The sequence below is a fragment of the Luteimonas sp. RIT-PG2_3 genome, assembly GCF_054902115.1.
Window position 1 is genome coordinate 33,782 of record NZ_JBUBPF010000009.1, and the last position, 14,954, is coordinate 48,735.

The following is a 14,954-nucleotide window of genomic DNA, read 5'->3' on the forward strand; positions in this document are numbered from 1 at the left end:
CGATGGATGCTGCGATCGCCCCCGAATTTCCCGCCAGCCTTGAGTGGCTGAACCTGAGCTCGCCACTGCGGATGTCGCAGCTGCGTGGCAAGGTCTGCGCGTTGGCCTTCGTCAACGCCGGTTCCGCCTGGTCGCTGCAGCGGCTCAACGACCTGGCCCACCTGCGCAAGCGCCACGGCGATCGCCTGAATGTCGTCGCCATCCACGTGCCCAAGTTCGAGCACGAGCGCGATGCGCGCCGGGTCGGCCGCCGTTTCAACCGGCTCAAGTACGAGTTCCCGCTGGCGCACGACCCGGACTGGACGCTGTGGCAGCAGTACGGCATCGAAGCCTGGCCGACCGTGGTGCTGATCGACGGCAACGGGCAGGTGCGTGAACACATCATCGGCGATGGCGCGATCCGCGACCTCGACGCCCGCGTCGGCAAGCTCGGCGACGAACTGGTGCCGCAGGCGCGCAATCCCGACCCGATCGAGATGCGCCGCATCGGCGAACCGACGCTGCCGCTGAGCTTCCCGATGGGGCTGGCGATGGCCGGCAACTATCTGTACGTGGCCGACAGCGGCCACCACCGGATCCTCGAATGCGACCTCGGCGGACGCCTGCTGCGCCAGTTCGGCAGCGGTGGCGCCGGTTTCATCGACGGGCCAATGGAGCTGGCGGCGTTCAACCGTCCGCATGGCATCTGCGTGCAGCACGACCTGCTGTATGTCGCCGATGCCGGCAACCATGCCGTGCGTCGCATCAAGCTGCGCACCGGCGATATCGATACCGTCTGCGGCGCCGGTCGTTCCGGCGCGCCGGTCCCCGGACCGGTGCACGACCCGCGCGCGGTCGAACTGGACCAGCCGCGTGCCGTCGCCTTGTCGGGCGACCGACTGTTCATCGCCACGACCGGCGACAACCGGGTCTGGAGCTACGACCTCGGCAATCCCGGCATCAGCCTGCTCGCGGGCTCGGGCGCGCTCGATGTCGTCGACGGCCAGGGCGCCGAGGCGGCCTTCGCCGAACCGGTCGCGCTGAGCGCGGTGCAGCAGGTCGTCTACGTCTGCGATGGCGCCGGGTCCGCGATCCGCAGCATCAATGCACGCTCCGGCCAGGTATCCACGCTGGTGGGGCAGGATGCCTGGCACTCGGGCATGGCCGACGGCAAGCGTGTCGACGCGCGCCTGCAGCAGCCGCAGGCGATCGCGTTGGATCCGGATGCTCCGGTGCTGTGGATCGCCGACAGCGGCAACGACGCGCTGCGTTGCCTGCGCCTGGGCGGAGGCGAGCTGAGCTCGTTCCAGCTGCCGCAACGCCTGCATTCCCCGGCCGGCCTGCTGGTCGCCGCCGGCGCGGTCTGGATCGCCGATACCGACGGCCATGCCGTGCTGCGGCTGGATCCGCGCAACGGCACCCTGCGTCATCTGCCGATTGGCGAATGAGCACGCCACCCAACGTTCCCGCGTCAGGTTCCGCTGCCATGCCCCCGTCCGCCGCCGCCCCAGCCCCGCTTGATGGCAAGGCCTTCGACGGCAAGGCCTTCGTGCGCGGCCTCAGCACCGCACCGGGCGTCTACCGGATGCTCGCCGCCGATGGCAGTGCGCTGTACGTCGGCAAGGCCAGCGCACTGAAGCACCGCGTCGCGAGCTATTTCAACGCAACGCCAAAGCCGCCGCGCACGCTGGCGATGCTGTCGCAGGTGGCCTCGATGGAGGTCACGGTCACGCGTACCGAGGCCGAGGCGCTGCTGCTCGAGAACCAGCTGATCAAGTCGCTGAAGCCGCGCTACAACGTGCTGTTGCGCGACGACAAGAGCTATCCCTACGTGCTGGTCACGCAGGAACCCTGGCCACGGATCGCGGTGCATCGCGGTCCACGCAATGTCGCCGGGCGCTACTTCGGTCCGTACACCAGCGTCACCTCGGTGCGCGATACGCTGAACATGATGCACAAGCTGTTCAAGCTGCGCAGTTGCGAGGACAGCGTGTTCCGCAACCGTTCGCGGCCCTGCCTGCAGTACCAGATCGGGCGTTGCAGCGCGCCCTGCGTCGGACTGGTGCCTGCACGCGACTACGCGGCCTCTGTGCAGCGCGCCACCATGCTACTGGAAGGGCGCAGCGACCAGCTCGGCGAAGAGCTCAGCCAGTCGATGGAAGCGGCCAGCCTGCGCCTGGATTTCGAGGAAGCCGCGCGGCTGCGCGACCTGGTCTCCGGCATCCGCACGCTGCAGGCGCGGCAGTACGTCGATGGCACCGCTGCCGAACTCGATGTGCTGGCCTGCGCGATGCAGGGCACGCATGCCTGCGTGCTGCTGCTGGCGTTCCGCGATGGCCGCAATCTGGGCACGCGATCGTATTTTCCAAAGACCAACGGCAGCGAGGATCCGGGCGAAGTCCTCGCTGCGTTCGTCTCGCAGTACTACGCCGAACAGACGCCGCCGCGCGAGATCGTGCTGGGGCACGACATCGAGGATGCCGAGCTGCTGGAGCAGGCGCTGAGCATCGCGGCCGGCCGCAAGGTGCAGCTCAAGCGGCGCGTGCGCGGCGAGCGTTCGGGCTATCTCGACCTGGCGCAACGCAATGCCGAGATCGCGCTGGCGACCGAACTGGGCAGCCGCGCCGCGCAACAGGCACGGCTGGAATCGCTGCGCGAACTGCTGGGCCTGGACGCGCCGCCGCAACGGCTGGAGTGCTTCGACATCAGCCATACGATGGGCGAGGCGACCGTGGCCTCGTGCGTAGTCTTCGATGGCGAAGGCCCGGTGCGTGGGCAGTATCGCCGCTACAACATCGCCGGCATCGAACCGGGCGACGACTACGCCGCGATGCACCAGGCCCTGACGCGCCGATTCCGCAGGACGGCCGACGGCGAGGGCCGTAGCGGCGGCATGCTGCCCGACGTGCTGCTGATCGACGGCGGCGCCGGGCAGGTGGCGCAGGCGCGCGCCGTGCTCGACGAAGCCGGTATCGACGGCGTGATGCTGGTGGGCGTGGCCAAGGGGGCCGAACGCAGGGCGGGGCACGAGACCCTCCTGCTGCCGGACGGGCGCGAGCTGCGGCCGGGCGCAGAATCGCTGGGCCTGCAGCTGATCCAGCAGGTCCGCGACGAAGCCCACCGTTTCGCGATCACCGGCCATCGCGGCCGCCGCCAGAAGATCCGCAACACCAGCCGCCTTGAGGACATTCCCGGCATCGGCCCCCGTCGACGCGCCGGACTGCTGCGGCATTTCGGTGGTTTGAGCGGCCTCAAGGCCGCTGGCGCCGAGGAGATCGCCCAGGTCGAGGGCATCAACCAGGCCCTGGCCGAGCGAATCTATGCGACCCTACACGGCCTGCAGCAGGTCGGCCATCCGCCTTCAAAGGACGAACCATCGCGATGAAGTTGACCATTCCCACCTGGCTGACGCTGGCGAGGATCCTGATGATTCCGGTCCTGGTGCTGGTGTTCTACCTGCCGTTCCAGTGGACCAATTTCGCGACGGCGGCGGTGTTCGGCCTGGCGGCGATCACCGACTGGCTGGACGGCTGGATCGCGCGGCGTTACCACCTGTACTCCGCGTTCGGCGCGTTTCTGGATCCGGTCGCCGACAAGCTGATGGTCGCGGTCGCGCTGTTCCTGATCGTGCAGGGGCATCCGACGCCGTGGATGGCGTTCTGGGCGGCGGTCATCGTCGGGCGCGAAATCGCGGTCTCGGCGTTGCGCGAATGGATGGCCGAACTCGGCCAGCGCGCGACCGTCAAGGTCGCCGCGATCGGCAAGATCAAGACCATCGCGCAGATGGTCGCCCTGCTGTGCCTGCTCTACTCGGTGACGCCTGAAAAGCCGCCGCGGCCGGTGCCGTGGATGGGCGATATCGTGTTCCTGATCGGCGATTGGCTGCTGGCGGCCGCCGCCGTACTGACCTTGTGGTCGGGACTGGCGTATCTGCGGGCGGCATGGCCGGTTCTGCGTGCCGACGAGAAATCAAGTGTTGACAGCCGCGCCGCGGGAAGTAAAATCTCGGCTCCTCCGCGGGAATAGCTCAGTTGGTAGAGCACGACCTTGCCAAGGTCGGGGTCGCGAGTTCGAGTCTCGTTTCCCGCTCCAGGTTCAGCATAACCCCGGTTACGCCGGGGTTTTGTTTTTAAGTGTCACCATCGATCGGTTCTTCGATGGGGTTTCATCGGCGGTTCTGGTCATGGATCATCTGTTCCCCGATCATGAACGCCGCGTCACCGGCCTGGTGGCAGAGTGGTCATGTAGCGGACTGCAAATCCGCGTACGCCGGTTCGATTCCGACCCAGGCCTCCAAACATCGCGACATCCAAGCGGGAATAGCTCAGTTGGTAGAGCACGACCTTGCCAAGGTCGGGGTCGCGAGTTCGAGTCTCGTTTCCCGCTCCATGTTCAAACGGACCCCGGCCATGCCGGGGTTTTGTTTGTCTGCGGTTTGCCGATGCTGCCGCGTTCGCCTTCGAACGCAGGCCACGCATGTCCGGCCGCGTCGTGCGTGACGATCAAGCACGCAGCGCAACATTGCCTGGATGACGCCCTCATCGCGATGACGAACGCGTCGCGCGATGAGAGCAAGTGTGCCGCGCCATGTTCTTCGCGCGCGCCGGGCAAGGGGGAGGCACGGAGCATGCTGTCTCCGCAGGCTGCGCGCATGCGCATCGCCATGCAGGGGTGTCTGTCGTCCGTGATGCACGTGCCGCCACGCACGCGTCGTGATGTACGCGTCGCGGAATGGCCGGACCCGCGACGCGTGACAAGCTGTCGCCTGAGGGCCGCGGGTAGGCGATGGTTTCCCCGGCAGCAGGCTGGAACGTGGGCGGCCCCCCGTCCCCCAGCCGCAGCGCGCAGGAGCGAAAAATCGCATTCATGAATCGCGTTCAGGGTTCGCCGCTGGTCTTGCCGCCGCGCGTCTGAGGGGTGCCCGGGCGGGTTGTGCGTGCATTGCCGCACCGCGCCGGCTCGGGCGCACGCCCTGCGGGCGGGGCGGGATCGGGCCCCCAAGATCAGCACGCTATTTGGATCGCAGGAATCTATACTTCGCAGTACTCAACCAGCCCCGTGGCACGACAATGGACCCGATTTCCCTTGAAGACCTGGCGCTGCTGGACATCCTGCAGCAGATCAATCAGTCCAACGAAGCGGCCATCGTCGAGGCTGAAATGAAGAAGCGGCTGACCGAAAGCGCCCTGGTCGAGGAAGGCGAGCATGGCCTTGCGCTGACGCCGGCCGGCATTGCGCTGTGCAAGTCGTTGCAGCACCGGGTGGCCGCAGACAAGATCGCCGAGAAGCTCCTTGAGCAGCGGGAAGGTTCTGCTGCGGTCTGAGCGGACTTGCCGTTCCCGGCCGTGGCTGGAGAACGATATGGAAGGGGGCGTGCATTCAAGGCGCAGGCAGTTGAGAAATCAGCACAACCCCCTATTGACTGAATACGGAACGTCAAGGAATTGTCAGCAGCCCTTATTTCGTCAATCCAGACATGCCCCTTGACACCCTGCGCCGAACCCTTGTGTCCCACGGTATCGATGTGAGCATATCGACCGACAGCGACGTCGTCCTGCGGGCCAGCCGCCTGCTCGAGATCGCCATGAACACGATGGACGACATCGACGAAATCCTGGAAAGGAACCCGGTCGAGGGATTGACCAAGCCCGGCGCCGTCAGGCGTCCGAACGACGCGGAAACCGTCCGCCATATCCGTATCCGGATGTCGCGCTTCCGTACCGGTTACTGAGCAGATGTTCGCCGGGACTGCCTGAGGGGAGGCAGGCTCCGGCGAGGCTGCCGCGGTAGGACTTCTCCTACCCCAGGCCGGGGATTCCACTGACTGTGCGGCGCGCCCGGCAGGCACATGCTGCCTACGCCCCGGCAGCACGGCCTTGCATCGGCAACGGAAGCCGCTCAGCAAAGGGAACAGGTCCGCGACGTTGAGCACGTCGGATGCTGGGCCGGGGCGACCTTCTCCACAGGGACCGCCATGGACGCAGACCTCAGCCTGAAGGCCCGTGACGGCGGCTGGCAACTGATCGACAACGGGCGGCTGTCGTTCTGGTTCCCGGAGCGTGACCAGGCGTTGCAGGTCGCGCTGGCCATGGTCGACTGCAAGTCGAGGACCCACGGCAGCGATCTGGTGCTGGAGGCGGAGACGCTGGAAGGCGAGGTCGAATTGATCGAATGCCGCTACACCTATCCGCGGCTGCTGTGATCGGACTCCTTCCGGTTTGACTGGTTCCCCGCGGCCTGGCCCATCGCCAGGCGTGGGCATGCCTCAACAGGTCAGGGCAGGGGAGGCGGGGACGCACCGGTGGTCGCGTGCGCAGCCAGGCGCTGTCCGCGCCTCGGGCAAAGTCGGGACGTCCTGGGTGTCGGCGACGCCGCCAGCTCTTCCGGGCGGGGTGGCCTCAATCCGCACCTCCCTGTATTCAGTCATGGCCTGATCGGCGGCGATAGCGCGTATAACCCTAAGGGGCGACGGCTCGGGCCGGCGCCGTCCAAAGGGCTGCACGGGTAGGGGGAGCAAGGATGGACAACCTTCGCCATGAGGGCGCGCTGGCTGCGCCTGCGGAACTGCGCCGGACGATCGGCGGCGGACCCGCAGCCTTCGTCGAGCCCGGTGGCCGCGTCCTGCCGATGGCTGCGGCCGTCATCCTCCTCTTCTGGTGGTTGTCGATGCCGGCCACGCGCGAGCTGGTTGGCATGCTGCTGTTCGTAGTAATGTCGGCGATCCTGTGCCCGCGGACCCGGGCACCCAGGCAGGCGCGAGCGGAGGCGTCGCATGGCTGAGCATTCCCTGCACCCGAGCAGCATCATTGAATATGCGCGGCGCCGTCCCGCGCGTTCTGCTGCGCCCGGGCTGGACGTCCATGAGATGGACGCGCTCGCCGACATCATCAACACGCAGTCCGAGATCGCCCGTGCCGGGCTCGACCTCAACCGGGTCGTCGATGTCATCACCCAGAAATCGCAGGCGCTGACCGGTTCGACCGGAGCCGTCGTCGAGATGGTCGATGGCGACGACCTGATCTACTGGTCCGGCAGTGGAAGCGTCGCCGGACACGTCGGGCTGCGCATCCCGCATGCCAATAGCCTGTCCGGCCTGTGCGTTTCGCGTGGCGAGCTGCTGCGCTGCCAGGACAGCGAAACCGACCCGAGGGTCAACCTGGAAGCCTGTCGGCGGGTGGGGTTGCGATCCGCGCTGATCACGCCGCTGATGTGCGACGGCCTGCTGGTCGGTGTGCTCAAGGTGCTGTCCGACAAGCCCAATGCCTACAGCCGGCAGCACATGGAGGTCCTGCGCGCGCTGGCCACGTTCATGGGCGCCACGCTGCATTCCGCGCTGGAACATGCAGGCACGCTGCAGGCCATGGCGCAGATCAGGCAAGCCGACGCGTCCGCCAGCGAAAAAGCCGACCAGGAGCGACGCACGCTGTCGGAGCTGATCCGTGCGCGTCGCATCACGCCCGTGTTCCAGCCCATCATCGAGATGGCCAGCGGCAAGGTGGTGGGGTACGAAGGCCTGAGCCGCTTCCCCAAGGATGTACCGTCGCCGCCTGATGGCTGGTTCGACGCGGCAAACCGGTTGGGCATGGGCCTGGAGCTGGAGATGGCGTGCATCGACGCCATCGCGGAGGCGGTCAACCGCTCGAACGGCATCCAGGGGTACATCTCGATCAACATTTCGCCTGAAACGCTGGTGCAGTTCGATTTCGACAAGCTGCCGCCATGTCCCGTGCTGGGCGGGTGGGTGGTCGAGATCACCGAGCATTCCGAGGTGCGGGATTACGATGCGTTGGCGCAACGCGTGGCTGCGTTGCAGGCGAAAGGCGTCAGGATCGCGATCGACGATGTCGGTGCCGGCTATGCCAGCCTGCGCCATGTGCTCAGGCTCTCGCCGGACCTGGTGAAACTCGACATCTCGCTGACGCGCGCCATCGACAGCACGCTCAAGCATCGGCAACTCGCCGCAGCCGTGGTGTCGTTCGCGCGCGACGCCGGCATCACCCTGGTCGCCGAAGGCATCGAAACCCGGGGCGAGCAGGATGCGTTGATCGATCTGGGCGTAGCCTGCGGGCAGGGCTATCTGATCGGACGGCCTGGCCCGATCGCCGAGGTGGCCTGAGCAGTTCAAGTCTCGAACGCCGACGGTGGACTGTCGGCGACGCCTGTTCCGATACCTGTGGATGCACGCAAGGGGTTCGACGATGTGGCCGGAAAGCCAGCGTTTCGCGACGATCAGGCATCACAAGGCAGCGGGACTGCTGCTGACCATCCTCGTGCTGATCTGCATCGCGCTGACCGGATCGCCCGTGTCCGCCACCGAACTCCAGCTGCGCTACCTGGGCGCGGCCGGTTGGGAGATGCGATCGGGCGATACCGTCGTGCTGGTCGATCCCTACATTTCCCGGGTGCCCTACGGCAGCGTGCAAGGCAAGCCGGGCCAGAAGGTCTACGGCATGTCCGACGAGCTCCAGCCCGACACCGCGCTGATCGACCGCCTCATCGAGCGCGCGGACTACGTCCTGGTGCAGCACGCCCACCCCGACCACATCTTCGATGTCCCGTACATCGCCCGGAAGACCGGCGCGAAAGTGCTGGCGTCCGCGTCCGCGAGCAGCATCCTGCGGGCGGCAGGTGTGCCCGAAAGCCAGATCTACACGATCGTCGGCGGCGAGGACTACCAGTTCGGCGACCTGTCGATCCGCGTGCTGCCCTCATTGCACTCGGCGCTGGACGGCAAGCAGTACTTCGATCCAAGGCAGCACCCGGACAAGCTCGAAGGCCCGGTCACCCTGTCGCATCTGATCGAGGGTGGATCGTTTATGTACCTGTGCCGTTTCGAGGGGCATGAGGTATTGACGATGGGATCGATGAACTTCATCGAACGCGAGATCCAGGGGCTGACGCCCGACGTCCTGCTTGCCGGCGCCGGATCGTCGCGCACCGAAATATACCGCTACACCGAGCGTCTGCTCGCGGGGACGGGGCATCCCGGCATCGTGTTCGCGACGCACTGGGATAATTTTTTCGTGCCGTATGACGATGAGGCCGCGCTGGCGTCGTCCAGGCAGGAGAAGGCAGAACCGTTCGTCGCAGAAGCGCGTGAGGCATCGCCGGGTTCGAGCATCCGCATTCCCCGACATCTCGAATGGATCAGCATCGAACAGCCGCACAAGGACTGAGCCGGTGGGGATGTGGAGATCCGCATGACGACAGGAAAAGTTGCGCTCATCACCGCCGGTGGTTCCGGCATGGGCGCTGCGGCCACCAGGAAGCTGGCCGAGGACGGATACCACGTGGCGGTGCTGTCCTCGTCCGGTCAGGGAGAGGCGCTGGCCAAGGCGCTGGGAGGCGTGGGCGTGACCGGCTCGAACCAGTCCAACGATGACGTTCGCCGGCTCGTCGACCTCGCGATGGACACATGGGGGCGGATCGACGCGCTGGTCAATTCCGCCGGTCACGGCCCACGGGCGCCGATCCTCGATATCAGCGACGACGACTGGCACAAGGGGATGGAGGTCTACTTTCTCAGTGCAGTGCGTCCGATCCGGTTGGTCGCGCCGATCATGGAACGGCAGGGCGGCGGTGCCATCGTCAACATCTCGACCACATGGGCGTTCGAGCCGTCCGAACTGTTTCCGACCTCCGCAGTATTCCGCGCCGGCCTGGCCAGCTTCACCAAGCTCTTTGCCGATGCCTATGCGTCCAAGAACATCCGCATCAACAACGTGCTGCCCGGCTGGATCGACAGCCTGCCGGGCACCGACGAGCGACGCGACAGCGTACCGATGGGGCGCTATGGCAGGACCGAGGAAATCGCCGCCACGATCGCATTCCTACTGTCGTCAGGCGCCGGCTACATCACCGGACAGAACATCCGCGTCGACGGCGGGTTGTCGCGTTCGGTCTGAAGGTCGCGTTGAACAGCGCAGGCACTGGTATGGAATCGCGTCTGCGATCGCTCAAGGGCAGCAATCAGAAAATCCTGTTGCGATCAATCTGATATCTTCCAGCTCGCATCCATCCACCCAGACAAGGAACGTCTTGAACGCATCGGCCCGCGCCAAATTCATGCTGCTCTCCGGCCAGCTTGCGGCGCTGGGCATCGCCGTGAATCAGCTGATCGCAAAGTCGCAAAGCCGCGCGGAACTGGAGGCGAGCATCTCGCTGTCGATCCATCAGGTTGCCGAGCATGCAGATGAAGAGGACTCCCTCGATCGTCGGATGATGGCCAAAGGTTTGCGTGAGCAATTGATCCTGATGGTGGGGCCGACCGCCGACGGCAAGGACGACGCTTTCCCCCACTGAGGAGCGTCGGGGCAGCTTCACCGTTCACCGGTGCAGGGGGCGGGATGCGCCATCACGGATCGTGATCTGTTTCGTGCCCGGAGTCGGGATCGAACCGACATAGTGTTGCCACTGAGGGATTTTAAGTCCCTTGCGTCTACCAGTTTCGCCATCCGGGCATCGGCATAGCGTGCCTGATCCGGCGCTCGAACGGAACCTTCGGGGGTGGTGTCAGACCCGGAGGAGCATCCAGGTCGACCCCGCGTGGCCCTGGACATGCCTGCAGGCGTGTGTCCGGAGTGAATGAACACCCGGCTCAGGGTTGCGGTGGACAGTGTGGGACGCCGGGGCCGACAATGGTCCGCATGTTGATCCTGCCAGGAATGCGATGAGTCGCTACCTCGCTTACGCGACCGTACTGGCGATGACGGCGGTGTCGTTGTCGCTGATGATGATGGGCTCACCGATGTGGGGATGGGGCGTGCTGGTGTTCGGTGCGCTGTCGATCCTGGGCACGATGGACCTGCGGCAGTCGCGGGCGACGCTGCGCCGCAACTATCCGCTGCTCGCGCATTTCCGCTACGGGTTCGAGTCGATCCGTCCGGAGATCCGCCAGTACTTCATTGAGGACGATCTTGCCGAGGTGCCGTTCTCGCGCCAACAGCGTGCGCTGGTCTACCAGCGTGCAAAGAATGTCATGGATGTCGTGCCGTTCGGCAGCGACCTCAACGCCTATGGGCTGGACTACGAGTGGATCAATCACTCGATGCGGCCGGCGCATGCGGCCTCGCACGATTTCCGCCTGCAGATCGGCGCGCAGACGGCGCATCCCTACGATGCCAGTGTGTTCAACATCTCGGCGATGAGTTTCGGCTCGCTGTCGGCCAACGCGGTGCGTGCGCTGAATGAGGGGGCCAAGCGAGGCGGCTTCTATCACGACACCGGCGAGGGCTCGATCTCGCCGTATCACCGCGAGCGCGGCGGCGACCTGGTCTGGGAAATCGGATCGGGTTACTTCGGCTGCCGTGACGACGAGGGCCGCTTCAGCGAGGAGCGTTTCGCGGCGAATGCCAGCGATCCCCAGGTCAAGATGATCGAGATCAAGCTGTCGCAGGGCGCAAAGCCCGGCCACGGCGGCGTGCTGCCGGCGGCCAAGGTCAGCGCCGAGATCGCGGCCACGCGCGGCGTGCCTATCGGCGTCGACTGCGTGTCTCCGGCGGCGCACTCGGCCTTCTCGACCCCGGTCGAGCTGCTGCAGTTCGTCGAGCGGCTGCGCCGGTTGTCGGGTGGAAAGCCGACCGGCTTCAAGCTCGCGATCGGCCATCCCTGGGAATGGTTCGGCATCGCCAAGGCGATGCTCGAGACCGGGCTGGTGCCGGATTTCATCGTCGTCGACGGCGCCGAAGGTGGCACCGGGGCATCGCCGCTGGAGTTCATCAACCATGTCGGCGTGCCGATGCACGAGGCGCTGATGCTGGTGCATAACACGCTGGTGGGCATCGGCCTGCGCGACCAGGTGCGCGTCGGCGCGGCTGGCAAGATCACCAGCGCCTTCGACATCGCACGCACGATGGCGATGGGCGCGGACTGGTGCAACGCCGCGCGCGGCTTCATGTTCGCGCTGGGCTGCATCCAGTCGCGCAGCTGCCACAACGACAAATGCCCGACCGGCATCGCGACACAGGATCCGTCGCGCTGGAAGGCGCTGGATGTCGAGGACAAGGCGGCACGCGTCGCCAATTTCCACCAGAACACCCTGAAGGCCCTGCGCGACCTGCTGGGCGCGGCGGGCCTGGAGCATCCCTCTCAACTTGGCCCCGAGCACATCCTGCGCAGGCTGTCGCCGACCGAGGTGCGCTCGCTGGGCATGCTGTACCGCTTCCTGAAGCCGGGCGAGCTGCTGGACCGGGTGCCCGAGCATGCGGTGTTCAAGCGCTTCTGGGCACAATCGCGAACCGACAGCTTCGATGCGCCGATCCAGATCGGTGAGATGCGCAACAGCAAGCTGCAGTAGCGGGCGGCGCGTGCGGGCTTCGACCTGCGCCCGAGCACGCTGCCGCATCAGTCGCCCAGCAGTTCCAGCACGCGTTCGGGCGGGCGCCCGATGACTGCGTGCCCGTTGCGGATGAAGACCGGGCGTTCGATCAGGATGGGATGGGCGGCCATTGCCGCGATCAGGGCGTCGTCGCCGATCTCCGGATCGGCCAGGCCCAGCGTCTTGTAGGCGTCTTCGCCGGTGCGCAGCAAGGCGCGGGCCGGCAGGCGCAGCTGCTTGACGAGCTTCTTCAGTCCGGTGGCATCCAGCGGTGTCTCCAGGTAACGCACGATGTCGGGCTCGACGCCGTGCGCCTGCAGCAGCGCCAGCGCCTCACGCGATTTGGAGCAGCGCGGGTTGTGCAGCAGGACCGGCCTGCTCATGCATCGCCTCCGGCCGCCGCCGCATCCCGTGCAGCGCGCTTGGCCAGGATGCTGGTCGCGGTCATGTCGCCGGTGGTGTTGCCGATGGTGCAGAAGACATCGGGGATCGTGTCCACTGCCAGCAATACACCCAGCGGTTCCACCGGCAGGCCCATGGTCTGCGTGATCGGCATGTTGCTGGTCATGAAGCTGACCTGCCCGGGCAGGCCGACCGCGCCCATGCTGATCGCGGCCGCCAGGAAGATCGCCGCCGCGTACTGGGTCGTCGTCGGCTCGATACCGTAGAGCCAGGCGATGAAGGTCGCGACCGCGATGTACTGGGCGGGACTGGTGATGCGGAACAGCGAGACCGCCATCGGCAACACCAGCGAGGTCACCGCGACCGGATAGCCCAGCCGGGTGCGTGCGCTGTCGATCATCACCGGCAGCGAGGCCAGCGAGGATTGCGTGCTGGCGGCGATCGCCTGCACCGGGATCAGTGCGGACGCGAAGCGCTTCAAGCGTTCGCCGGCGGCGAAGACGGCGACGCCGTACAGCATCACCGTGATCGAGATGTAGATCGTGCACAGCAGCAGGATGTAGTAGCCCAGCGCGCCGAGGATGCTCAGGCCCACGCGGGCGCAGACCGCCAGCACCAGCGCGAACACGCCGATCGGCGCGGCCCACAGCACCCAGCGCACGATGACGATCATGGTGTCGCCGATCGAGCGCACCAGGTCGAGGATGCGCTCCCGGCGCTCGGTCTCCAGCCGGCTCAGCGCAAAGCCGAAGAACATCGCGAACACCACCAGCGGCAGCATCGCACTGGCAGCGGCGGTGGCGACGACGTTGCTGGGGATCAGCGCGGAAATCCACTGGCCGGCCGAGGGCGGCACCGGTAGCACTTCGGGCGCCTGCAGCGCGGCGCGGAAGGCGGCGATCGTACTGTCGTCGCGCGGCACCAGGCCGAGCAATGCGGGTGCGGCGAAGGCCGAGAACGTCGCCGATGCGATCAGCAGCACGATGAACACCGCGATCGCCGTACGTGCGGTCCGGCCCGAGGCCGCGGCATCGCTGGCGGTATTGATGCCGACGATCACCAGTGCGGTCACCAGCGGCACCACAGTCATCTGCAGCGCGTTCAACCACAGCCTGCCGATGGGCTGCACGACGTCGGCCACCTGCAGCGCGAAGGCCTGGTCATGGATCGCCAGCGACAACCCGGCCACCGCGCCGACCAGCAGCGACAACAGGACCCTGACCGGGCCGGTGAGACGGAAACGCCTGGGGGCGGGAGTGCTGCTCATCGTGATGGATTGCTCGCGTGGCGTGGAGAGGACCGGCGGCGTGCCGGTCGCGGGAGTCATGCTGGCGGAAACTGGGGGAGTGCGGTTGCGGAGGATGCGGTGGATGATCGCGCGTGGCGTTTTCCCGGATCACGTAAAGGAAGCGATCACCTGGAAGCCGCGACCACCGGAAGATGCCATGCCGCTGCCACTGACTTCAACGCGGGCTCGGGCAGCAGCACGAACACTGGCGACTGCGTCGGATCCAGCCAGGCCATCAAGGTCTCCAGCTCGGGGTCGCCCATCGCGGTGCAGCCGGCTGTGGTTTCTTCAGGCGTGCGTCGCAGGTGGGCGAAGATGCAGCTGCCGGCACCGCGCAAGGCCTGGGGGTTGTGTTCGATGACGAACCCCAGTCGATAACGTGGATCGCCTTGATTGTGCAGGTCCAGCCGCATGGTCTCGGTCGAGCCCTCGACGGCGGCGCGACCGACGACGCCGGCATTGACGATGCGGTTGTACAGCGGCGAGTCGGCGACATCGATGCAGTAGTCGTCGAGGCCCATCGCGGCATACGGCAAGGGCGTAGCCGCGCTGTCGGCATAGCCGAAGGCGGTGCCGATCGTGAACACACCCGCCGGCGCGCGGCCATCGCCTTCGCGCTTCTGCGGGCCGTCGTGCTGCGCAGGATGCAGGCCCAGGCCCCAGGCGCTGCCGTTGCGGCCCAGGCTGACCGGGACGGCGCTGCCCACCGGTTGCCACGTGCCATCGCTGCGGCGGGCGTAGCGGCGCAGCGTGGCATGGGTGTCGTCCCATCCCGGTGCCGTCACCAGCACCAGCTGCCGCGACTGCGCCCATGCGGTTGCGGTGCTGCCGCGGTCGATGTCGCGATGCGCACAGCCCGCCAGCAGCGCCAGCATCGACAGCAGCCCTGCGATGGGCATGAGCGTGCGGAGAAAAGGATTGGGGTGTGCAGGTCGCAGTGGAAGCATCAGGGGTGTCCTGTCGTTGCCG

The 14,954-nt window shown here is 66.5% G+C and carries 15 protein-coding genes and 4 tRNA genes; 15 read left to right on the plus strand and 4 right to left on the minus strand.

Features of this window, described 5'->3' with window-relative positions:
* Positions 1–2 precede the first annotated feature (2 nt).
* From ACYX7E_RS13910 to ACYX7E_RS13975, 14 genes are all read left to right on the plus strand, one after another.
* Entirely contained in the window at positions 3–1,427 is a 1,425-nt protein-coding gene (locus ACYX7E_RS13910) for a thioredoxin-like domain-containing protein (RefSeq protein WP_462081189.1), read from the plus strand.
* A gap of 38 nt (positions 1,428–1,465) precedes the next feature.
* A complete protein-coding gene (gene uvrC, locus ACYX7E_RS13915) occupies positions 1,466–3,364 on the plus strand; it encodes an excinuclease ABC subunit UvrC (protein WP_462081190.1) in 1,899 nt (632 codons plus the stop codon).
* The gene (gene pgsA, locus ACYX7E_RS13920; RefSeq protein WP_462081191.1) at positions 3,361–4,005 is read left to right on the plus strand and encodes a CDP-diacylglycerol--glycerol-3-phosphate 3-phosphatidyltransferase; all 645 of its coding nucleotides are present in this window, start codon (positions 3,361–3,363) and stop codon (positions 4,003–4,005) included. The genes uvrC and pgsA overlap by 4 nt, the downstream gene beginning before the upstream one ends.
* Positions 3,996–4,071: transfer RNA gene (locus ACYX7E_RS13925), tRNA-Gly, on the plus strand. The genes pgsA and ACYX7E_RS13925 overlap by 10 nt, the downstream gene beginning before the upstream one ends.
* Before the next feature lie 130 nt (positions 4,072–4,201).
* Positions 4,202–4,275: transfer RNA gene (locus ACYX7E_RS13930), tRNA-Cys, on the plus strand.
* Between the two features lie 17 nt (positions 4,276–4,292).
* A tRNA-Gly gene (locus ACYX7E_RS13935) sits at positions 4,293–4,368 on the plus strand.
* 626 nt (positions 4,369–4,994) lie between these two features.
* On the plus strand, positions 4,995–5,303 hold the full coding sequence (locus tag ACYX7E_RS13940; RefSeq protein WP_462081192.1) for a hypothetical protein: 309 nt from the start codon (positions 4,995–4,997) through the stop codon (positions 5,301–5,303).
* 152 nt (positions 5,304–5,455) lie between these two features.
* Positions 5,456–5,710, plus strand: a complete 255-nt coding sequence (locus tag ACYX7E_RS13945) for a hypothetical protein (protein ID WP_462081193.1) — start codon at positions 5,456–5,458, stop codon at positions 5,708–5,710.
* 243 nt (positions 5,711–5,953) lie between these two features.
* Positions 5,954–6,181 carry a hypothetical protein gene (locus ACYX7E_RS13950; protein ID WP_462081194.1) on the plus strand — a complete coding sequence of 76 codons (228 nt, stop codon included), beginning with the start codon at positions 5,954–5,956 and terminating at the stop codon, positions 6,179–6,181.
* A 317-nt stretch (positions 6,182–6,498) separates the two neighbouring features.
* Positions 6,499–6,759 (plus strand): hypothetical protein, encoded by a 261-nt coding sequence (locus ACYX7E_RS13955; RefSeq protein WP_462081195.1) that lies wholly within the window; start codon positions 6,499–6,501, stop codon positions 6,757–6,759.
* Complete coding sequence (locus ACYX7E_RS13960; protein WP_462081196.1) at positions 6,752–8,095, plus strand: sensor domain-containing phosphodiesterase; 1,344 nt, start codon at positions 6,752–6,754, stop codon at positions 8,093–8,095. Before ACYX7E_RS13955 ends, ACYX7E_RS13960 begins: the two co-directional genes overlap by 8 nt.
* A gap of 61 nt (positions 8,096–8,156) precedes the next feature.
* Positions 8,157–9,155 (plus strand): MBL fold metallo-hydrolase, encoded by a 999-nt coding sequence (locus tag ACYX7E_RS13965; protein WP_462081197.1) that lies wholly within the window; start codon positions 8,157–8,159, stop codon positions 9,153–9,155.
* Between the two features lie 12 nt (positions 9,156–9,167).
* Positions 9,168–9,884, plus strand: coding sequence for an SDR family oxidoreductase (locus ACYX7E_RS13970; RefSeq protein WP_462081198.1), 717 nt, complete (start codon positions 9,168–9,170; stop codon positions 9,882–9,884).
* Between the two features lie 133 nt (positions 9,885–10,017).
* Positions 10,018–10,281: a hypothetical protein gene (locus ACYX7E_RS13975; protein ID WP_462081199.1), complete on the plus strand. Its 264-nt coding sequence runs from the start codon at positions 10,018–10,020 to the stop codon at positions 10,279–10,281.
* 74 nt (positions 10,282–10,355) lie between these two features.
* On the opposite strand, the gene ACYX7E_RS13980 is transcribed toward ACYX7E_RS13975, so the two are convergent.
* A tRNA-Leu gene (locus ACYX7E_RS13980) sits at positions 10,356–10,439 on the minus strand.
* A 209-nt stretch (positions 10,440–10,648) separates the two neighbouring features.
* Between ACYX7E_RS13980 and ACYX7E_RS13985 the strand changes: the two genes are divergently transcribed.
* Positions 10,649–12,274 (plus strand): FMN-binding glutamate synthase family protein, encoded by a 1,626-nt coding sequence (locus ACYX7E_RS13985; RefSeq protein ID WP_462081200.1) that lies wholly within the window; start codon positions 10,649–10,651, stop codon positions 12,272–12,274.
* Positions 12,275–12,321: 47 nt separating this feature from the next.
* Here ACYX7E_RS13985 and arsC read toward each other — a convergent pair whose 3' ends face one another.
* The 3 genes from arsC to ACYX7E_RS14000 all read right to left on the minus strand — a co-directional run bounded on the left by arsC (position 12,322) and on the right by ACYX7E_RS14000 (position 14,884).
* Positions 12,322–12,678 (minus strand): arsenate reductase (glutaredoxin), encoded by a 357-nt coding sequence (gene arsC, locus ACYX7E_RS13990; protein WP_462081201.1) that lies wholly within the window; start codon positions 12,676–12,678, stop codon positions 12,322–12,324.
* Positions 12,675–13,964, minus strand: a complete 1,290-nt coding sequence (locus ACYX7E_RS13995) for a dicarboxylate/amino acid:cation symporter (RefSeq protein WP_462081202.1) — start codon at positions 13,962–13,964, stop codon at positions 12,675–12,677. Before ACYX7E_RS13995 ends, arsC begins: the two co-directional genes overlap by 4 nt.
* A gap of 146 nt (positions 13,965–14,110) precedes the next feature.
* On the minus strand, positions 14,111–14,884 hold the full coding sequence (locus ACYX7E_RS14000; protein ID WP_462081203.1) for a L,D-transpeptidase family protein: 774 nt from the start codon (positions 14,882–14,884) through the stop codon (positions 14,111–14,113).
* Between the last annotated feature and the right edge of the window lie 70 nt (positions 14,885–14,954).